The sequence below is a fragment of the Bacillus cereus group sp. BfR-BA-01381 genome, from assembly GCF_022663555.1.
Taxonomy (GTDB): domain Bacteria; phylum Bacillota; class Bacilli; order Bacillales; family Bacillaceae_G; genus Bacillus_A; species Bacillus_A pacificus.
The window spans coordinates 1-21,394 of sequence record NZ_JAKUFR010000083.1; the positions used below are offsets into that span (position 1 = coordinate 1).

A 21,394-nucleotide genomic window follows, 5' to 3' on the forward strand; every position below is an offset into this window, starting at 1 on the left:
AATTATATCGGCGATTTTTTGAATATATCGACTTACCGACAAAAATCGACAACAATAACCTACTTCCCCTACTATATAAAATAAAACTATTAACAAATACATTTCTAAACTGTTATACTATAAATAGAAGTATAAACTAACTAAGTTTTGCATAAAATAAAGTAGACGAGGTGCTTCCAACACCCCGTCAATGCAACTAATTACCGCAAGGTGGAAGGTTGCAACTAAAGCTTATTTGCGCTTAGAAGACTTCCCACGCTTCGCAGGCAGACGGGTGGTCTTCTTTTTGCGCTTTTTTTGCCGTTAATTTCTTAAATCCCATAACTATACCTTCTCTAGCTATAGTTTTTGTGATTTCCAACAAAATTTGCAAAAGAAATTCCATACGATTACACCTCCTTTCTCCACAAAATGAAGAAAGGGCATAACCTTCCACCCGCAATATTTAATTGCTACTTTATTTTATCATTTTTAAATGTATTACAGATGAGGCAATACAAATTTAACAATCCACCCATAAAAAAGCGAGCCATTTCTCAATGACTCACCCTCACTCTATTATTTTTTCTTCACCGGTATCCAAAGCTCTACTTGAGCGAACTCACTTTTATCTTCGTGGCAACGCTCATCGTATAGTTCAAACTCTGTAACGCCGCAATGTTCATAGCCTGAATGCGGGAACCATTCTGAGAATACAGCATTCCACGTTTGGTGAATAGACGATACCATTTCTTCATGAGGAACTTTCGGCGTTGTAAATACTGCATATGTTGCTTCTGGGAACGTACGCTTTGCAATTTCATTTGGTACATTTTCAAAGTCTGTAACTTCCATTCCAATAATATACGTGAAGTCCCCAGTTTCTAAATTAAAATCAGTACATAATCCAAGCTCTACCCATTGGCTCGTATCTTTACGATTCGGAATTGTCGTTCCAAGATCTTTTTGTAAATATTCTTGCCAAAATGCTGGAATGTCTTGATGGTTTTTTCCTTCTTTACTCGTCGTCTTCAGTTCATAACCCGCCACTAAAAATTCTGGTTTATTTACAATACGATATTCCATTTGTATGCCTCCTAAATACGGATTTAATTTTCTTTGCTTTACATTCACGCTGTAATATATCGGTGTTTCAATTTCTTGTTTTCGATATTCACTTGGTGTCATTTGAAATAATTTTTTAAAGGCTCTCGTGAACGTTTCGTGAGATTGAAAGCCATGCTCAAATGCGATATCAATAACTTTTTCATCCGTATGAGAAAGTTGATAAGCTGCCCGGGCTAACCTCCTCTTTCGAACATACTCCATTACCGTATCACCTACTAACGCCTGGAATACACGATGAAAATGCGACTCAGAAAAACCTGCAATACGCGCTAAATTACGCAGCGTCTGTTTTTCCATTACATCTTCCTCAATATAATCAATGGACCTTTGAATTTGTGTTTCATAGCTTTCCATCTCTGTTCACCCGCCTTATATGTATTATGATAAAAGAGAATACAATCCAATTCTTGACGTTTTTTACTATAATTCCATAAAACATTGTAACTTTTTTATATGTATTTCGTTGTTATGTATGAAGGGAGGGAAATTAGTGAAACGCAAACAATCATTAGAAGACATTTATACAGATCATATGCATGATTTATTTCGCTATCTTCTCTCTCTCACCGGAGATTCTCATTTTGCTGAAGATCTCATGCAAGAAACCTTTTACCGAATGCTCGTCCATATTGACTATTATAAAGGAGAAGAAATTAGGCCGTGGTTATTTACGATCGCCTACAACGCCTTTATCGATTGGTATCGAAAAGAGAAAAAATATAAAACAACTACAGTGGAAGAATTCCATTTACCAAACGTGCCAAGTACAGAGCATGAATATTTTGTAAAACATGAGATTGCTAGTTGGTTAGACAGTTTATCTTCTCTTCCGCTTGAAAGACGAAATGTCCTGTTACTACGAGATTACTACGGATTCTCGTATAAGGAAATAGCAGAAATGACCGGTCTCTCATTAGCGAAAGTGAAAATTGAATTACACCGCGGACGGAAAGAAGCAAGAAACATAGAGGAGTGATACAGATGGGTTGTGCAGAATTTAAAAAACTATGGGAGAAGTACGAAAATGGAACGCTCACGCATGATGAACAGGAGCTGTTAGAAAGTCATATTGAAACATGTGAAGAGTGTGAAGCTTACTTAGATGAGTTGCTTTTAAAGAATGAACCAATAAAGAAAAAACTACCACCACAAAATCTGAAAGTCCCGTTTTGGAAAATAAAATGGAAACAACGTTGGCAAACCGTTAGTTTTGTCCTTGCTGTTTGTATAGCAATCTATTTTGTCGGTCATTTTTCGTCTTCTCTTTACTTCTATAATATGAAAAATTTAGCCGAAGTAAATGAGATTCCAGCACTCGCACTAGAAGCAACCATTCCAAATAGTCGTTCCGCTGGAGGCAGTACAAAAATCAAACCCTTTTTCCGTACAGAAAATGAAATGAATTTAGTTAAAACTGTCGGCAAAAAAGAAGTTCAATTCGGTACCGTAACAACGAAAAGCTTCTTATCGTCTGTAACTGTTACAAGTAAATCTTGGGCAAACAAATTGAATTACTCTAATCTTTATTTTGTTCATCCAAAAATAAAACAAGGTGATCACTTAAAAGAATCGTCTAAAAAAGTTTGGGATACACTTGCAAAAGTACATGATGGAACCGTTGCTGAAGTAGCTATTTCTTTTGACAAACCATATACGTTAAAGGAAATAGAATCCATACTATATAGCGTATTTGAAGCACAAGAAATGCCACCAACTCCTTTATGGTACGCTTTAGACACAGGGCAAGAAAGAATAGATGAAGAAGATTTCATCCTACATGGCGGAGAGGTTATCGGATTTCCAGAACATATAAACCTCCCTGATAGTGAAGTAGAACGACCGAAGACAAAAGAAGATGAAGTAATCGAAATGATGCGCATTCTTTCTACACATAAAGAAACTGTAAGTAAAACTACTCGGACTCCTGAAAAAGAACTAAACTTAGATAAACGCTATGAGTATGTAAAAGAGAACGGTGTAAAAGTATACGGGATCGTCATTACCGGACCGTCGAAAGAGTTATTAAAATTACAAAACTCGCCTCACGTTCGTTATGCGACTCTTGGAGATATTGAGGTTTGGAATTGGTTTAATCAGTGATGTAGGAAAAGTAGAGCATCTAGGGGTGATGCTCTACTTTTTTATTCCCGCTCTACAAACTTCCAAACTAAAAATACTGCACATAAATAGGCGATCCCAATAACTAAAAAACTATTGCTTGCTCCTTTGTACCAATTCGATGATTCATTTAAAATGATTCCCATAATTGCTATACCGACTAATGCACCAATTTGACGATTTACATTTAAAGTTGCTCCAGCCATATTCCCATTTTCACGACCAGCAGATTTCATTACAATTGTAGTCATGGCAGGTACCGCGATCCCTATCCCAAGGTTAACCATACTATATATAACTGCAATTCCTATATAACTCACATTATTTACTACAAGCATTAATAATATAGACCCTATACTAGCTATAAATAACGCTATGAATAATAACGATTTTGAGCTAAACTTAGTCACCATTTTTGCAAATAATACATTCCCAATAACAAATACGCTCATCATCGGCAATAGTTGTAATCCTGCTACAAATGGGCTTGCTCCGTATGCTTTTTGCAAAAAGAGTCCGAACATAAATATGCCACCAAATAACGCAAAGTTTATTAGAAATCCAACTATATTCGCCGAGCTAAATGTCTCGTTTTGGAACAACACTCTTGGTACAACTGAGTTTTTTGATTTTCGTTCTGCATAAACAAAGAGAATAGTAGTTAATACCGTCCCCACTACTCCTCCTAAAATTTGAGGCGAAGACCATCCGTAACTTGGCCCTTCAATTAGAGTAAACGCCAACAATGTTATTGCAATTATACCGATTAAATGATTCGCTACATTTATCTTCTCCTTTTTCGGTAAAACATTTGGAATAATTACAAAAGCCATTAAAATACCAATCATCCCGATTGGAAGATTTATAATAAAAATGCTTCGCCAACCAAATGTATTTACTAAAAGGCCACCAATAAAAGGGCCCGTACCAGAAGCAACAGAGACAATTGCGGACCATATCCCAAACATTTTAGCTCTCTTCTTTTCATCCGGAAACGATAATACTAATAAATTAAGTGAACTTGGCATAAATAAAGCCGCTCCAACACCTTGAATTATCCGCCCTATAACAAGAGCGTTCCCCGTTGTAGCAATCGTACATAAAAGAGATGCGAACACAAAAATAATTAAACCAATCATATATATTTTTTTTGCTCCAAATCGATTGGCCAACGCCCCTCCAGCTAATAATAATGCCGCAAAAGATAAAATATATCCGTCAACAATCCATGTCGAACTATACAATGTCAGTCCTAATGTTTCTTGAATATTTACCACTGCAACATTTACTACTGTTACGTCTAATGTTGCCATAATAAATCCCATTGCCATAGCGATTAAAATGATAATACCTGATTTTTCTTTTGTTTGAACATCTAAATTTCTGCTAGCCACCCCACTCACTTGCTAACTCCCCTTTCAAAAATTAGTAATTTACCTATATATTCCTTTAGGACTATAATAAATAAAGTACTTTAATTATAAAAGTACTAATTTTTTATATAGTACCTATACTTTTATATAGTAAGGAGTGTTTATATGGAAAATATAAATGAAGAAATTTTATTAAAATGCCCCATTGAAAAAACAATGTCTGTAATAGGTGGCAAATGGACTTTCTTAATTTTAAGAGATTTGTTTTATAGTCCTAAACGTTTTGCTGAACTTGAAAGACGTCTAAGTGGCATTAGCCCACGCACCCTCTCACTTCGCTTAAAAGAACTTGAACAAGAAAATATTATAAAGAGAACAATCTATTCAACTATGCCACCTCACGTGGAATATTCCCTAACAAAAAAAGGTGAAACACTCCATCCTATTTTTGACGCGATGAAGGATTGGGGAAACGAGTGGAAAATATTAGATGAATAGAAAGAAGGTATCATCTTATGTGATGATACCTTCTTTCTGTTAATCCGAAATCACTTTCACATACATCCCTCTCACCGCTTTTTCATAAGCGACCTCACTCATCTTCCTTATGTTTTCTGACACAACAGACGATGGAACGACTTCCCCTTCACGAAGTAACGACGGATCAATAAGACGGACTTTATTTTTCTGATATAAATCATAATCATTTCTATCTTCTTTTACTTTTACATTCGGATGAACTTTGCTTACTAAAGCATGTACTTCCGGATCACTACATTGCTGCAATTTCGAAATTAGCTCATCATCTTCAAGAAGAAAATCATCTGCATGAATAACCTTTTTGTGTAGAGCTAACTTTAGCGTTTTTGCTAACATATCATTTCCGTAACTATTCATTGGTTGCATAAAGAAATCGATGACTTCTTTGTAATACGTTTCTGTAAACCAATCTGCCATTTCGATGTTTTGAAGGACCATCTTTCCGTTTACTTCAATTACATCCTCTAAAAAACTGTGAGCTTCTTCTAAAGAAATATACCCATATGTATACATATCTCGTAACGTATAATCCACTCGATCTGCGCATAATTCGGGCGCTGACCTTTCCAATAACGTCCACTTTGAATCATCTAATAAAATATCTTCATAGTTATAGCCATACTTTGCAAGAATCGCTGGAATTTCTGAGTTTTTCACAACAGAACTAAATATCTCTTCATGATAACTTTCATTTCTATTATCAAAAACGTAATCAATCACATGAGAAAAAGCAGTATGCGATACATCGTGCAGTAAACCTGCAATTTGCTCTTCTACTGAACCACCTAGCTTTTTAACTAACAACATAACACCAACTGAATGATCAAAGCGCGTTACATTCCATTCCTTGTTCACTAAATAACTTGCGCCAGTTTGATGAATACCTTTTAGTCTTTGCACAGACTTACTTAAGATTAATTCTTCTACCACTTGATCCACTTTAAATTCTCCGTATAGTATATCTGATATGATCACTTATAATCCCCCTCTATCTTAGCCGCCTCTTATAATCGTACCTCTTTTATAAAATCAACACCAATAAAATTTTTAAATCCTAATATATTGATATTAAATTAAAAATGTTGTATATTATACATGTCTGTTATTTGTTTTAATTCATTTGTTTTTATTGAGTGCTCCTTATACGGAGCCTTTTTTTATTTGTAAGAATAGAGAGCCATTAGCTCTCTATTACATACACTTATTCAAACGTAACCTCCACCTGTACAACCTCAGATCTACTTCCAAGTCTAAGCGGCGGTCCCCAAAATCCGAAACCAGAAGAAACAATTGCGTGGAATGCACCTTTTTGTGCGTATCCCCAGTCTAGTTCATACATTCTTCTCGTTACAATATGATTTGGTGCCATTTGTCCGCGGTGCGTATGACCGGATAATAGTAAATCTACGCCAGCATCCGCTGCTTGTTTTAACTCGAATGGTTGATGATCCATTGCGATAACTGGCATCGTTTTATCTACCGTACTCATAAGATTTTCAAAACTTTGGCGATCTCGCTCTGTTTTATCTCTTCTTCCAACAAGATAGAAGTCATCTTCAATTGTGATCACTTCATCTAACAAAATACGAATATCGATCTTATCCATCTCTTGTAAAAATTCTGGAACTGCTCGCCCGTAATATTCGTGGTTTCCTAACACACCATATACGCCTAGTGGAGCTTTCATTTGTTTCATAATGTGCCCCATATTTTTTTGAATGAACACACCTGGATGATCATCGATAATATCTCCTGGCAGTAAAATAATATCAGGCTCCATTTCATTTACATGATGGACAAGTCTTTTTAAATGCGAAACGCCAGATAGTTTACCAAAATGCATATCAGAAGCCATCGCAATGCGTAAGCTTTTACGTCCCTCTACTTTTTTCGGTATGTGCACCTCGTATTTTCTTACTACCGGGCTATATGCGTTGAATACTCCGTACGCAAAGATTAAAATAAATGCAGCTAACACAGCCGCCCCTGTCCAAATAATTGCCGCTTCTTTCTCCACTGAAAACTGTAAAAGAAAGACCATAATATTAGCTAAAGGCAATAGCATAAGCGCGTATTGTATAACCGCAAACCAAATCGAACCTATCGTTCGTAGAAATGGCAAAAACTTAAACACTTGCACGAGAATGTACGCATATGAAATGAAGCCAACAACGAAAGCGTAATATCCCCAAGACTCCCAGCCAAATACCGCATGAAGCCAAACCCATCCGTTCCAGCCGATGTAAAACATAAGTAGTGTGTATACAAGTAACATAGTAAATATATTGAAATAACGACGATTCTTCACAGCGTGCCTCCTTATGTATTTCTTCTATTATATCTTGTTATGCACGTTAAACGTAAATATTAAGCACTGCAATCTTCACAATAAAAACCCCTAATTGCTAGACGCAAATCTAACAATTAGAGGTGCAATTCAAAACAACATTCCTTTTACAGATTTTCGTTATAGAAACTTGTTAATTTTTCAACCGCAATTTTTACTGGTTCTGGTTGATCATATAAATCGTAGTGACTCGCACCTTCCACAACAAGTAAGTCTTTCTTCTCTGAAGCTGCTTTCTCATAAAGCTCATGACCATCTTTATAAGAACCGAATGCACCTTGCTTGCTGCCGACAACAATTTGCAGCGGCTGCGTTAATAACGTATCTGCTAAATGGAACGCATCAAAACCAATTACCGATCCCATACTTGTAAAGTTTAATTTGTTTGGAGAGTTCACACTTTGCCCTCGCTGTGTTGTATAATACTCAACTGCTTCTACAATATCTATATCCGTCATACCTGCTGCCTCTAACTCTTCCTGATTTTTAGGAATCCAATTTGTAATCATTTCTTCTGCTCCGCGCGCTTCAGCAGTGCGTTGTTTACCAATTGCCTCTAACACACCAATCGGGTTAGACTCACGATTTAAACGACCGATATTTGCACCAACAACTGTACCAACCGCTTTAATACGGCGCTCTGTCATCGCAGCATTTACCGCATAACCACCGCCTGCACAAACCCCTAACACACCGATACGTTCTTCATCTATATAAGGTAGGGTAGTTACATAATCTACTGCTGAGCGAATATCCTCAACTCGCGCAGCTGGCTCTTCTATATATCTCGGTGCACCTTCACTTTCCCCTTGATACGATGCATCAAACGCAAGCGTTACATACCCTTGTTCTGCTAACTTTTCCGCATACAATCCTGCTGTTTGATCTTTACAGCTACTACCTGGATGCACACAAACAATCGCTGCATTTTGTTTCTTTTCCTCAGCACCTTCAGGAATGTTCAAAATACCTGCAACTTGTAAACCTCTTGCATAAAATCGTACATTTTTCTTCGTAACTGCCATATATAAAACCACCTTTATCTCATTTTTAATTTTACACTTGCGAGAGTTATTACTCACGTGTATATTTATAATAAAATGAGTAGCACCTTGTTTCAATGACCACATTTACGCATTTGGGTGATAATACACACATACAGAAATATGTGTATCAACAACGGAGGAACACCATATGGAGAAAATCGATCGAAGAATTATAAAATCACAAAACGCCATTCAATCTGCATTTATAGAGATGTTAATTACAGATGGTTTCGACGAAATTACAGTAAAAAACATTACCGAAAAAGCAAACATCGGGCGAAAAACTTTTTACTTACACTATCTAGATAAGTACAATTTATTAGATAAAATTGTGGACGATCATTTAGACCAATTAAAAGAAATATGCTATGAGAAACAAAACAAAGGATTTATAGAAGGAACGATCATATGGTTTGAATACTTCAAAGAACACAAACCATTTTTCGCGGCGTTATTTAAAAGTAACAGCACATTATCATTTCAAAAAAAATTATTAATTTTCATCATGGGCGAAATAGAGAAAAAGTTAAACACAAACACATCAATAAATAAAAACATCGATAAACACATCATTTTAAAATTTTTAGGAACGGCTGTCATGGGCATTTTGGAATCTTACGTGTTAGACGAAATTGATAGTGATGTTGAGTATGTTGCGACGCAAGTTGGGGAGTTGATGAGGAGGAATATATAAACAATACAGCGGCGATTCCCTTGAGAAGGATTCATAAAATTTCACTATCCAAAACTCACCTATGCAATTATGCATAACTATCCCTTCCGTTTTATTTTCATGTTACGATATAAACGAAATACGACATATATCGACAAAAATAAAAGGGAGTGATTGTATGAAACGTTCTAAAACATATTTAAAATGTTTAGCATTATCCGCTGTTTTTGCTAGTAGCGCTTTAGCACTTTCAACACCTGCTGCTTACGCTCAAACGACGTCACAAGTTGTAACAGATATCGGGCAAAATGCAAAAACACATACAAGCTATAATACATTTAATAATGATCAAACTGATAATATGACAATGTCTTTAAAGGTAACTTTTATTGATGATCCAAGCGCCGATAAACAGATTGCCGTTATTAATACAACTGGTAGTTTCCTAAAAGCAAATCCTACTATAAATAGTGCCCCTGTTGATAACTACCCAATTCCTGGCGCTAGTGCAACATTACGCTATCCTTCACAATATGATATTGCATTTAATCTTCAAGATAACAGCGCTCGCTTCTTTAACGTAGCACCTACAAATGCTGTAGAAGAAACGACTGTAACATCTAGCGTATCTTATCAACTTGGTGGTTCTGTTAAAGCTTCTGCAACGCCAAATGGCCCTAGTGCTGAAGCAGGTGCAACTGGTCAAATAACTTGGTCTGACTCTGTAAGCTATAAACAAACTAGTTATAAAACAAACTTAATTGACCAAACAAATAAAAACGTAAAGTGGAACGTATTCTTTAACGGATATAACAATCAAAACTGGGGCATTTACACACGTGACTCCTACCATTCTTTATACGGAAACCAACTGTTCATGTACTCTCGCACATACCTATATGAATCCGATGCAAAAGGTAATTTAATACCGATGGATCAACTTCCAGCATTAACAAATAGCGGTTTCTCTCCTGGGATGATTGCTGTTGTTATCTCTGAAAAAAATACAGACCAATCTAACCTACAAGTCGCTTATACAAAACATGCCGACGACTACCAACTTCGTCCAGGCTACACATTCGGAACTGCAAACTGGGTTGGAAACAACGTAAAAGATGTTGATCAAAAAACATTTAATAAATCGTTTACATTAGATTGGAAGAATAAGAAATTAGTAGAGAAAAAATAGATAAAGAAAACCGAACGGCCATTTAGATGGTGGTTCGGTTTTTATTTAAATTACAAACTCTTTCACTTCACATTAAAATAAACCTTTCAATACTACAGAACAAACTTAAGCGCTCTGCATGGAAGTTTGTATGATTAGACATTCTTTACATAGACAGCTTGTCAATCTAAGTGCGACAATTCCTCCCGGAACGCTGTGTGGGGTAGTTTTCCAACCTAAATATTTTCTGTGTCTTTGATTAATACGAAGTAGTACTTAATTCAATTGGTGTTGTGAAACTTTAGGACAGGGTTAAGATAGTTGTTTAATTTTCGATATAACATATAACAATAACGTCGTTTCTGAAGTGTTTAAAGCAATGTGAGAGGAATGAAAAACACCAAAAAATTAATTAAGAAAAAGCACTGCCAAAATTTTCAGCACTGCTTTTCTATTAAACGTATCATAATAATAAGCATCTATTTTCTTTTATTCATGAGTACCTTAGGTTCATATATTTACTTTAATTTCAAGATACGTTCTATTTCCTCCACACTCAACTTACTTGCTTTTGCAATAGTTTCAAGCGATACACCAATTTCATACATCCCTCGAATCATCTGCATCTTACCTTGTTCAATGCCTTTTTCCATGCCCTCTTGTTCTGCATGAGCTAACTTAGCTTGTTCATCTAAAAGTAATTTCTCTCGAGCTTCATATGCTGTTCGGAAAGAAGAATCATGACTCATATTTTCCCATTTATTTATTGCCTTTTGTAAAATTGGATCTTGATTCATCGCAATCTCCTCCAATGTTTGAGTTAAACGTTCATCTTCATGTGCTGGTAATAATAACATCCAACGAACAAATGTATTTTCCCACGGGTTTACTTTTTCTTCACGCCATTGTTTTACCAATTTTGGTATTTCTACAAAATGAATTTCAATGTCGTCACTTAAGAGTTGCTGCATTTTAGTATTCCATAATTGTCCGATAGTATGAAATGCATCATCCTGAGAAAATAAAATAAAATCTAATAAGTTAATAGTAATGGTTTTTCGAAGTGAACGATATGGCATTCCTTCTTGCATCTGGGATGTATAAAGTTTACTCCAGTAATATAAAGATCGCTTTACCATATCATGTGTATTCCTAAGCTGAATTTCGATATTCACTTGCGTTCCATTACCTAGCGTTGCTAATAAGTCTAAAATTGATAGCTTATCATCTTCATAAGATTTATGGAGATGTGGATCGTCTAGTTGTAACGATGTAATAGGTGCATCTAAAGATTCCTCTAAAATTGCATTTAAGAAACCTGCTAAAATTTCCTCATTTCCTTTCGTTCCAAATAACTGTTTAAAAGCAAAATCAATCCGTAAATTTACTAATTTAGTGGACATGGATTTTCTCTCCCTGTCTATATCATTTCTTATCCTTATTGTACATAAAAAAAGATAGAACATGCAAACAGACTCTTATGTTATCAGCTTGCCTAAACCTATAAAAACTTGTGATTCCAATGTGTAAGATTTACTTGTTCCGTTTGGCAATGCTTCATTTAATAGTTGGTTAATCGGGTCATAGACAAAGTTTGTCTCTGTTACTTTTCCGCCCGCACCTTCATGTTTAATCTTCGTACGGTTACCCGCTTGATCATATTCATATCGTTCAGAAAGTAGAATACTGTTTGATGTACCGACTACTAAATCTTTAATTTTGTTCGCGTGGTCATAGTTAAAAGTATAATCTGAACCATTTCCAGCTGTATACGTACGAACATTTCCTTGATCATCATAGTCAAATCGATACGTTTGAGAACCGTCTGTTACACGAATGTTTTGCTCTAACGTGTTGTAGTCATACGATACTTTATTTGTGTATCCGCCTTGCGTTACTGTTTGTTCTTTTAGTTTTTCTGTCTTGCTGTTTGCTTTGTCATGATATGCCCAGTCAATTTTTCCGCCTCGGCTATCTGTTGCGTTTGTGACACGGTCAGCCTTGTCGTATGTTTTCGTGCGTTCTACCCCGTTGACATGATCTTTTACTTTCGTAACTTGTCCATTTTGGTCACGTTCGAATGTAAATGAATCTTTTCCATTACGCTTTTCACCAACGAGGCGATCTGCTGTATCATATACAGACTCTAAGATAGAACCATTTGGCATTTTTGTTTTAATCTTGTTTGCATTTTCATCGTACGTATTTTCAATACGACGGTTTAACGCATCGATATACACTGTATTTTTATTATCTACATCATATTCATATTTGTGTGTTTGTGTTTTCCCACCAAACATGACAGATTTTTCTGTTGTGTTTCCATTATAATCATAACGATAATTTACAGAGGTACCATTTTTCAATGTAACCTTCATTAATAGATTATCCTTGTTATAATCATATAGTTTTGTATTTCCTTTTTCATCTGTTTCGCTCTTTTTATTTCCAGATGCATCGTATGTGAATGTATTCTTCTGTCCTTCTTCATCATACGTCGCAACAACATTGCCATCGTTGTCGTACTCGTTTTTAATAAGAGCGTTACCTTCTAGTAAACGGATGTTATCAAACCAAACTTTCCCTTTGTTATTATTTCTAAAGAGAAGATAGATTTCCATACGTTTAATTGGTTTTGTTGCTGGAATCACAACTGCACTACGATTCCAATCATTTGTCCCACTTGGGAATTTCGTTTGGTAATTAGCCCCACTACCATCTTGATAATACACATCTGCCCAAATAGAGTAATCTCTTGAGAGCTTATCTGGTGCGGTATTTTCTACATTTTGAGATTTAGACATTCCTGTTAATGTAATTGTTTCTGCCTTTTGTTGGTTTAAATGTATATGCGCACCGTAGCCTACATCTGAACCACCATATTGCATGTAGTTTAAAACCGTTGTTTGGTCTCGCGCCATCTACCCATGCCTTCACTGTATTCGTTACATTGAACTGGGCCCATTTTCCGCGGCCGACATCAGTTTGTGCAATGAAGCTAATACATTGAGTTTCATTGGAATAGCGTAAATGTGGGTCTTCTAATTGTAATAACTGTGTTTAAGAAAGTAAGAGAAATATCTTCATTACTACTTGTATCCAATAGTTATTTGAACACACTCCGCTATTATATATACAAACTTCCTACTACATTTCATATGAGAAAAAGTTATTACGACAAACAAAGAAAAGGTCTCCTAAAATATCTTTTAGGAGACCTTTTCTTATTAATAGATTTTGTAATTTAAGAGTGTTCACTCTTAAATCACAAAATCCTCCGGAATAAACACCTTCACTTCTTTCGGCTGTACGTATACAACATCACCCGCTTGAATGCTTAGCTGTTTGAACTGTTCTTTACTAATTTCTGCTTCTAAATACTCATCTGTTCCGTCTCGTTTTAATTCTACATATACGACAGGTCCAACTGCGTGAGAATATGATACTTTCGCCGGGATTGCATCTACGCTTTGTTTTGTACGAGAGATAGATAAGTGATGTGGCCTTACGTAAGCTACTCCGTCTACGTTTGAAACGTGTTTATGCTCTGGTGCTTCTAGTTCTACCGATCCTACATTTAGCTTACCTTTATTGACGCGGCCGTGAAATAAATTTACATTTCCTAAAAAGTCGTACACGAACGGGGTTGCTGGGTTTTCATATACTTCCTCCGGCGTTCCCATTTGTTCAATGCGACCTTCATTCATTACAACGATGCGGTCTGCAACGTCTAACGCTTCTTCTTGGTCATGTGTTACGAATACACTCGTAATTTGAAATTCGTCATGTAGTTTCCGGAGCCATCTTCGTAATTCTTTTCTTACCTTTGCATCAAGTGCACCGAACGGTTCATCAAGTAATAAAATTTTCGGTTCGACTGCAAGTGCTCGAGCTAGTGCGATACGCTGTCGTTGTCCGCCAGATAGTTGTGCTGGGTAACGTTTGGCGAAACCATCCATTTTTACTAGTTTCAATAGTTCTGTTACTTTTTCTTCTATCACTTCTGCTGACGGTCTTAAGCTTTTCTTTCTTACCTTTAAACCGAAAGCGACATTTTCAAATACATTCATATGTTTAAAAAGCGCATAGTGTTGGAAGACGAAACCGACTTGCCGATTTTTTACGTGAATGTCTGTTAGATCTTCCCCTTCAAATGAAATAGAGCCTTCATCCGCTTCTTCTAATCCTGCAATAATTCGTAATAACGTCGTTTTCCCAGAACCTGACGGGCCTAATAAAGCGACAAGTTCGCCTTTGGGAATATCCAAATGAATATCTGTTAGCGCCTGAAATGTACCATATCGTTTTGATACATTTTGAATTTGAATACTCACCATAATCCCCCCTTATTGTCGTTTTTCCATTCTCCATTCAATCCAGTTTTTTATAACGAGCGTAAGAACAGCGATGAGTGACATTAAAGTCGCCACAGCGAACGCTGCTGAAAATTGATATTCATTGTACAAAATTTCAATGTGAAGCGGCATCGTATTCGTAACGCCGCGCACGTGACCTGATACAACAGAAACTGCTCCGAACTCACCGATAGCACGGGCATTACATAGGATCATCCCGTATAAAAGGCCCCATTTTATATTAGGAAGCGTAACGCGCCAAAACATTTTCCAGCCGCTTGCGCCAAGTGATAAAGCCGCCTCTTCTTCACTTTTCCCTTGCGCCTGCATAATCGGAATTAATTCCCGTGCAACGAACGGGAAAGTTACAAAGATTGTTGCGATAATAATGCCAGGAACAGAGAAAATGAGTTTCACTCCATGTTCGAGTAGCCATTCACCAAGAGCCCCCCTCGGTGTGAAGAGTAAAACGAACACTAATCCTGCGATAACTGGTGACACGGCAAACGGCAGTTCAATAAGAGATAATAATACCTGTTTTCCTTTAAACTGAAACTTTGTAATAAGCCATGCCGCTGCAATTCCGAATACCGTATTCAGCGGTACAACGATTAACGCAACGAGAAGCGTTAACCTAATTGCTGAAAATGCTTCTTGATCAGTGATAGCAGCAAAGTATACATCAAATCCTTTTTCAAAAGCTTTCAAAAAAATTGTTACGAGCGGGAGTAATAGAAAGAGAGATAAAAATAAAACTGTAATCGCAATTAATATGCTTGGTACAAGTTTAGATTCTTTTTTAGCTGACACTTTTTTTATTATTTTCTTTTCTAATAATGTTGGTTCCACTTTCTCTCCTCCTATTCACTTTTTAATTCATGCCTTCTACTCCAGCTTTGAATCATATTAATAAGAAGAAGGAAAAGAAGCGAAATGATAAGCATAACTGCTGCTACTGCTGTTGCTCCTGCATAATCATATTGTTCGAGTTTCGTCATAATCATAAGCGGTGCGATTTCTGTTTTCATGGGCATATTACCTGCGATGAAAACGACAGATCCGTATTCTCCTAATGCCCGTGCAAATGCGAGTGAAAAGCCAGCAAGTAAAGCTGGGAATATTTCTGGCAAAATGATTTTCACAAATATTTGGAAGCGTGACGCCCCTAAACTAGAAGCCGCCTCTTCTACTTCTTTATCAATATTTTGAAGTACTGGTTGCACCATTCGAACGACAAATGGTAACCCAATAAACGTAAGTGCAACAATAATTCCGAGCGGCGTAAAAGCTACTTTTATATGAAACATACTAAATATTTTCCCCACCCAGCCATTTTCGGCATATAGCGTTGTCAGTGTAATACCAGCTACAGCAGTCGGAAGAGCGAAAGGTAAATCTATTAATCCATCTAACAATCGTTTCCCTGGAAATGTATAACGAACGAGTACCCAAGCAATTAATAAGCCAAAAATGGCATTTACAACCGCTGCTGCAAGTGAAGTCGTTAAACTCACTTGATAAGAATGCAGCACACGCTCGCTCGTTACAACTTCAGCAAATTTCTTCCAACCTAACTGTGAAGTTTGAATAAATACGATAGAAAGTGGTATAAGTACGAATAAACTCATATATAGCATTGTAAATCCAAGAGATAATCCAAACCCCGGTAAAACACGTTTTTTCCTCATCTTCTTTCACCTCATCCCCCCTTATTTTTTATAAATTTGATCGAATACACCGCCATCATTAAAATGTTTTTCCTGCGCTTTTTTCCAACCGCCAAATAGTTCATCTACTGTAAATAATTGAACTTTTGGAAATTGAGATGCATATTTTTCTGCTACCTTTTCGTTACGAGGGCGATAGAAGTTTTTCGCTGCAATTTCTTGCCCCTTTTCTGAATACAAATATTCAAGATATCCTTCTGCCACTTTTCTCGTTCCTTTTTTATCAACTACTTTATCCACAACAGCTACTGGTGGTTCCGCTAGTATACTAATTGGAGGTGTTACAATTTCAAATTTATCTTTTCCGAGCTCTTTTTGTGATAGTAATGCTTCATTTTCCCACGCGATTAATACGTCACCAATTCCTTTTTCAACGAAAGTTGTCGTTGCTCCGCGTGCCCCTGAATCTAGTACTTCCACGTTTTTATAAATTTGACCGACAAACTCTTTCGCTTTATCTTCACTATTGTTATATTTTTTCAGCGCATATCCCCATGCCCCTAAATAGTTCCAACGTGCTCCGCCTGATGTTTTCGGATTAGGCGTAATGACAGACACACCTTTTTTCGTTAAATCATCCCAATCTTTAATTCCTTTCGGGTTTCCTTTTCGTACAAGAAATACAATTGTTGATGTGTACGGAGTGGAATTATCCGCAAGTCGCTTCTGCCAATCTTCTGCTAGTTGTTTCTTCTTGCTAATCGCATCAATATCATAAGCTAGCGCTAGCGTAACAACGTCTGCTTCTAAGCCATCAATAACAGAACGCGCCTGACTTCCAGATCCTCCGTGCGATTGTTTTACATTTACTGTTTGCCCATGCTTCTCTTTCCAGTACTTCGCAAAATCTTTATTGAAGTCTTGATATAACTCCCTAGTTGGATCATACGAAACATTTAAAAGCTCAACTGTATTTTTATCTCCATTTCCTTCAGAATTATTAGTGGATGTTGCTGAACCACACCCTGATAAAAGTACAACTGCTGATAATAAAACACCTGTACTTTTCATAAACGCTGCCTTCCCCCACTGTTTCATCGTTAAATCCCCCTTAGTTTATACAATAGAAAAAGGCACACAATATATTCACAAACGTGAACATTGTGCGCCTTCAGTTTATCTGATTAGCTTCTAATGTATTCGATTTCTTTTCATTTTAATTCTGTAATTCGCATGTGTCAACTTGGAATTTGTTTTTTTAATAACGAAAAGTCAGTGATGATTTTCCCTCACTGACTTTTCGTTCACTTTATTTCTTCAACTTATCCGCCTTCGCAATAAATTGTGCTGCTTCCGCACGGCTTACCGCTTTATCTGGAGCCCAGCCATTATCTGTTCCAATTGAAATGTTTTCTTGGATTAAAATATTGGCATACTTCGCACCCCAATGATTGTTTAAGTCAGCAAATTCTTTCGGTAGTTTTATATTTTCATTTCTTTCTAATTTATATGCATTTACTAGCATAGAAGCCATTGATGCACGGTTAATTAACCCGCTCGGATTAAAGTTCCCCCTCTCATCACCTTTTACAATACCTGCTTTTTCAACTGCTGCGATATACGGCGTTGCCCAGTGATTTTGTGCATCAGGGAATGACGGCTTTGCATCTTTCTTAATTTCTAAACCTAAAACAGTTGCTAATATTTTTGCAGCGGAACTACGATCGATATTTTCAGCCGGTGCAAATGTACCATCTGGCTTACCGTGCACTGCTTCTTTATCTACTAAATATTGAACTGACTCTTGTGCCCATGCTGGTACGTCAGAGAATTTAGGCTTCTGTTCAATTGCACTCGCATCAATTTCAAACTGTACTTGATATTTATGATCATATTTAATTGCTGGAATTAATATATGCATTTGCATATTATATTTTTTCGAAAACTCATCAATTTCAAATTGAACAACTTTCGTACCGTTATTCGCTTTATCTTCGGAAATTACTTTTATATCATGGAATGTCCCTACTTTATTCGTATCTTCTACTCTAAGATACTGGAAATAGCTACTATCTTGAACTGTTAACGTAACGATTTTTTTATCACCTTGAACGGTTACTTTTTCATTTTTTAAATATGTAGAAGCAACCGATGTATCATTCGTTTGATCTTTATAAGTCTTTAAAATAACGTCATACGTGCCATCTGCTAGTCTACTATTTGCTTTCATTTCAACCGCTGCTTCAGCTTTCGCGATTGGTGCCATAATACCGCTAAATGGAACTACTAACGTTGCTGCTATAACGAATGCATTTACATGTTTTTTCTTAATCATTATCAATATGACATCTCCCTTTATATAAATATATCCAACATAACTATCATATTGATAATGATTATCAATGTCAAATAGAAATGATAATATTATTTCCTACATAAGTACGCCTTCCGCTCGTTATTAAAAAGTAAATAATGTGCCGTATGAACTTTCCTCTCTAAATAATCAATAGAATACGAGCTTGATGGATCCACTAAATCACCTATTGCTCCTGAAAGATGATCAATGACTTGCTGCAAAATCTCTAAGTTTTTCTTCTCACTTTCAGCATTCATTTCATCCATAATGTCACAAATAAGATACTGCACTCGCCGTAAACGTAATTCCTTCTGTTCCACTTATATCTCCTCCTTATTAGTCATATTACGGTTTAAATATATGGCACCATAGCTTAACCAATGCTAAAAAGTAGAAAGGCAACCATCTTCATAAAGATGGTTGCCCCTATTTTTAAACTTGCATCGCTTTTTCTCTCAAAGCTCTTCTCAGCAATTTACCTGTCGTATTCTTCGGCAATTCTGTTAAAAATTCAATACTCTTTGGCACTTTATATTTCGCTAAATGTAACGCACAGTAATGCATCAGTTCTTCTTCTGTTACGTTCGTTTGTTTCAGAACGACGTAAGCTCGCACTGCTTCTCCTAAGTTTTCATCAGGAACGCCGATTACGACCACTTCTGCTACAGATTCGTGTGTATACAATACTTCCTCTACTTCACGAGGGTATACGTTATAACCGCCAACTAGGACGATATCCTTTTTACGATCAACGATATAGAAGTAACCTTCTTCATCCATTTTCGCTAAGTCTCCTGTATACAACCAGCCGTCCTTTAATGTCGCAGCTGTATCTTCTGGCGCGTTATAATATCCTTTCATAACGTTAGGTCCGCGAACAATTAATTCACCGACTGCTCCGACAGGTACTTCTTCCCCAAGTTCATTTACAATTTTATTTTCTACATGCCAAATATTTGTACCGATCGATCCTGGTTTACGCGGACGATCAAGCGGATTAAAACAAGTAACTGGTGATGCTTCTGATAAACCGTATCCTTCTGAAACGATAACGTCAAAACGTTTTTCAAAGTTTTGCAGAAGAGCAACTGGCATTGAAGCACCACCTGAAATACAAAGGCGAAGTGTCTTCACATCTTCCGCGCTCGCTTCTTCGAATAAATATAAATAATTGTACATCGTCGGTACACCAGCAAAAATCGTCGGTTCGTACGTACGACAAATACGGAATACTTCTTTCGGACTAAATTTCGGTAACATTAAAATCGTTGCTCCGTTCACAATCGGTGCATTGACCGCCACCGTTAAACAAAATACATGGAACATCGGCAGTGCCGCAACGACGCGATCATTAGCCGTATATTGTAAATACGACGCCACATCGCTCGCATTACTATATAAATTTTTATGAGTTAACATAGCGCCTTTCGGTTTTCCAGTCGTGCCTGAAGTGTATAGAATAACCGCTACATCTTCTTCATCTAGCTCAGGGCCTTCGTAAGTTAAATCTCCAGCCCCTATCATTCTAGTAAACGTTTTCATTTTTTCGGTTTCTGTATGGTTAAAATCTGATGAGGTTTCGCATATGATGATGTTTTCTAATGAAGGAAGTCTTGTTGTAAGAGATTGTATAACAGGTAGAAGGACGTCGAGTACGATGATTGTTTTTACATCTCCATTTTGTAAAATGTAATGCATTTCGTCTGCTGTATAAATTGGATTAACTGGAATAACAGTTGCTCCCGCTTTCATTGTTCCGTATAAACCGACCAAAAAATGTGGTGAATTTCCAACAACTAATGCAACATTGTCCCCTTTTCCAATGCCCATTTCTGCTAAATTGCTAGAAAACCTTGTGACCATTTTGTTTAATTGGTCATATGAGACCGACTGATCCATAAATATATAAGCCGGTTTATCCCCCTTCTTTTTCGCCGTTTCAGCCAAAGATTGAACGAGATTCACACAAACCCCACCTTTATAAAATTTAGAATATTTAAAAATTCTAAATTAATTATATTAAAAGAAAATTAAAGTGGCAAGTGTTATTCCATTAACTGCATATAGACAGATCACTTTCTCTTCATTTGTTTTGGAAAGATAAGGTAATTTTGTTTGCAAGTAATTTATGAAACTAGACCAGAAATCATTTTAGGATAATATGCACTCATCTTTTCTCTCAGCATTGCAAGTTCTTGTTTATTTAAACTCGTATACTCCCCGTACAAGTTAAGAACGTCCGCTCCATCTTCATGAAAATACACCGTAACATATAATGTTGGTAACCCTGCATTGTCTTCATCTATTGAAAAGACGACATCTGGTGTCTTATTCACAGTGCTGAATGTTTTATTTCTTTTCCACTTCTTATTTTGAAACATGTCTTGTATTTCCTGTATCTTTCGTCTGTTATCTGTATGCGTAAAATATATAACATTATCTTTCGCTGGCTTTCCAATAGCTAAAAGTGTGCGACTTGAGGACGTTTCATCGTTACAAGCTGTCATTCCAATGACAAGGCTAAGTAATAATACAACGTACATTACCCTCTTCATTTCAATCCGCCTCCTTTTAAATATATATTCCTTTATGAGGGGCAAATGTCTTGTGATTTTATGGTATATGAAATTATATCGGCGATTTT

Annotated in this window: 20 protein-coding genes and 2 pseudogenes; 5 read left to right on the forward strand and 17 right to left on the reverse strand. The window is 36.5% G+C overall.

From position 1 onward, the window contains the following. Positions 1-241: 241 nt before the first annotated feature. A complete protein-coding gene (locus tag MR079_RS22420) occupies positions 242-385 on the reverse strand; it encodes a hypothetical protein (protein WP_242294668.1) in 144 nt (47 codons plus the stop codon). 173 nt (positions 386-558) lie between these two features. After that, the gene (locus tag MR079_RS22425) at positions 559-1,461 is read right to left on the reverse strand and encodes an AraC family transcriptional regulator (protein WP_242294652.1); all 903 of its coding nucleotides are present in this window, start codon (positions 1,459-1,461) and stop codon (positions 559-561) included. 118 nt (positions 1,462-1,579) lie between these two features. Between MR079_RS22425 and MR079_RS22430 the strand changes: the two genes are divergently transcribed. Further along, positions 1,580-2,083 carry an RNA polymerase sigma factor gene (locus tag MR079_RS22430; protein ID WP_242294653.1) on the forward strand — a complete coding sequence of 168 codons (504 nt, stop codon included), beginning with the start codon at positions 1,580-1,582 and terminating at the stop codon, positions 2,081-2,083. 5 nt (positions 2,084-2,088) lie between these two features. Next, a complete protein-coding gene (locus MR079_RS22435) occupies positions 2,089-3,207 on the forward strand; it encodes an anti-sigma factor (RefSeq protein WP_242294656.1) in 1,119 nt (372 codons plus the stop codon). Between the two features lie 41 nt (positions 3,208-3,248). On the opposite strand, the gene MR079_RS22440 is transcribed toward MR079_RS22435, so the two are convergent. Beyond that, positions 3,249-4,628: an MFS transporter gene (locus MR079_RS22440; RefSeq protein WP_242294657.1), complete on the reverse strand. Its 1,380-nt coding sequence runs from the start codon at positions 4,626-4,628 to the stop codon at positions 3,249-3,251. A 135-nt stretch (positions 4,629-4,763) separates the two neighbouring features. On the opposite strand from MR079_RS22440, the gene MR079_RS22445 reads away from it, so the two are divergent. Then, positions 4,764-5,096 (forward strand): winged helix-turn-helix transcriptional regulator, encoded by a 333-nt coding sequence (locus MR079_RS22445; RefSeq protein WP_242294658.1) that lies wholly within the window; start codon positions 4,764-4,766, stop codon positions 5,094-5,096. Positions 5,097-5,135: 39 nt separating this feature from the next. Here MR079_RS22445 and MR079_RS22450 read toward each other — a convergent pair whose 3' ends face one another. From MR079_RS22450 to MR079_RS22460, 3 genes are all read right to left on the reverse strand, one after another. Next, positions 5,136-6,113, reverse strand: coding sequence for an HD domain-containing protein (locus tag MR079_RS22450; protein WP_242294659.1), 978 nt, complete (start codon positions 6,111-6,113; stop codon positions 5,136-5,138). A gap of 226 nt (positions 6,114-6,339) precedes the next feature. Continuing rightward, positions 6,340-7,446 (reverse strand): metallophosphoesterase, encoded by a 1,107-nt coding sequence (locus tag MR079_RS22455; RefSeq protein WP_242294660.1) that lies wholly within the window; start codon positions 7,444-7,446, stop codon positions 6,340-6,342. Positions 7,447-7,592: 146 nt separating this feature from the next. Next, a complete protein-coding gene (locus MR079_RS22460; protein ID WP_242294661.1) occupies positions 7,593-8,510 on the reverse strand; it encodes an alpha/beta hydrolase in 918 nt (305 codons plus the stop codon). Between the two features lie 169 nt (positions 8,511-8,679). On the opposite strand from MR079_RS22460, the gene MR079_RS22465 reads away from it, so the two are divergent. Together MR079_RS22465 and cytK2 are read left to right on the forward strand one after the other, a co-directional pair. Beyond that, complete coding sequence (locus tag MR079_RS22465; protein WP_087995376.1) at positions 8,680-9,225, forward strand: TetR/AcrR family transcriptional regulator; 546 nt, start codon at positions 8,680-8,682, stop codon at positions 9,223-9,225. A gap of 157 nt (positions 9,226-9,382) precedes the next feature. Continuing rightward, positions 9,383-10,393 carry a beta-channel forming cytolysin CytK2 gene (gene cytK2 / locus MR079_RS22470; protein ID WP_242294662.1) on the forward strand — a complete coding sequence of 337 codons (1,011 nt, stop codon included), beginning with the start codon at positions 9,383-9,385 and terminating at the stop codon, positions 10,391-10,393. A gap of 497 nt (positions 10,394-10,890) precedes the next feature. Here cytK2 and MR079_RS22475 read toward each other — a convergent pair whose 3' ends face one another. The 11 genes and pseudogenes from MR079_RS22475 to MR079_RS22520 form a co-directional block, all read right to left on the reverse strand. Continuing rightward, positions 10,891-11,775, reverse strand: coding sequence for an Rpn family recombination-promoting nuclease/putative transposase (locus tag MR079_RS22475; protein ID WP_062822700.1), 885 nt, complete (start codon positions 11,773-11,775; stop codon positions 10,891-10,893). A 114-nt stretch (positions 11,776-11,889) separates the two neighbouring features. Next, positions 11,890-13,272, reverse strand: a pseudogene (locus tag MR079_RS22480) (wall-associated protein); the annotation flags it as partial. A 34-nt stretch (positions 13,273-13,306) separates the two neighbouring features. Then, positions 13,307-13,375, reverse strand: a pseudogene (locus MR079_RS29465) (hypothetical protein); the annotation flags it as partial. 257 nt (positions 13,376-13,632) lie between these two features. Beyond that, positions 13,633-14,706 carry a sulfate/molybdate ABC transporter ATP-binding protein gene (locus MR079_RS22485; protein ID WP_242294663.1) on the reverse strand — a complete coding sequence of 358 codons (1,074 nt, stop codon included), beginning with the start codon at positions 14,704-14,706 and terminating at the stop codon, positions 13,633-13,635. Between the two features lie 12 nt (positions 14,707-14,718). Next, the gene (cysW, locus tag MR079_RS22490; protein WP_139868789.1) at positions 14,719-15,576 is read right to left on the reverse strand and encodes a sulfate ABC transporter permease subunit CysW; all 858 of its coding nucleotides are present in this window, start codon (positions 15,574-15,576) and stop codon (positions 14,719-14,721) included. An 11-nt stretch (positions 15,577-15,587) separates the two neighbouring features. Beyond that, positions 15,588-16,415: a sulfate ABC transporter permease subunit CysT gene (cysT, locus tag MR079_RS22495; protein ID WP_139868791.1), complete on the reverse strand. Its 828-nt coding sequence runs from the start codon at positions 16,413-16,415 to the stop codon at positions 15,588-15,590. 21 nt (positions 16,416-16,436) lie between these two features. Next, positions 16,437-17,492 carry a sulfate ABC transporter substrate-binding protein gene (locus MR079_RS22500; RefSeq protein ID WP_242294664.1) on the reverse strand — a complete coding sequence of 352 codons (1,056 nt, stop codon included), beginning with the start codon at positions 17,490-17,492 and terminating at the stop codon, positions 16,437-16,439. Between the two features lie 211 nt (positions 17,493-17,703). Beyond that, a complete protein-coding gene (locus tag MR079_RS22505; protein WP_242294667.1) occupies positions 17,704-18,729 on the reverse strand; it encodes an S-layer homology domain-containing protein in 1,026 nt (341 codons plus the stop codon). A gap of 89 nt (positions 18,730-18,818) precedes the next feature. After that, positions 18,819-19,070: a hypothetical protein gene (locus MR079_RS22510; protein WP_000435470.1), complete on the reverse strand. Its 252-nt coding sequence runs from the start codon at positions 19,068-19,070 to the stop codon at positions 18,819-18,821. A gap of 112 nt (positions 19,071-19,182) precedes the next feature. Next, the gene (locus tag MR079_RS22515; protein ID WP_242294665.1) at positions 19,183-20,715 is read right to left on the reverse strand and encodes a fatty acid--CoA ligase family protein; all 1,533 of its coding nucleotides are present in this window, start codon (positions 20,713-20,715) and stop codon (positions 19,183-19,185) included. A 161-nt stretch (positions 20,716-20,876) separates the two neighbouring features. Continuing rightward, entirely contained in the window at positions 20,877-21,305 is a 429-nt protein-coding gene (locus MR079_RS22520; RefSeq protein ID WP_242294666.1) for a hypothetical protein, read from the reverse strand. Positions 21,306-21,394 lie beyond the last annotated feature (89 nt).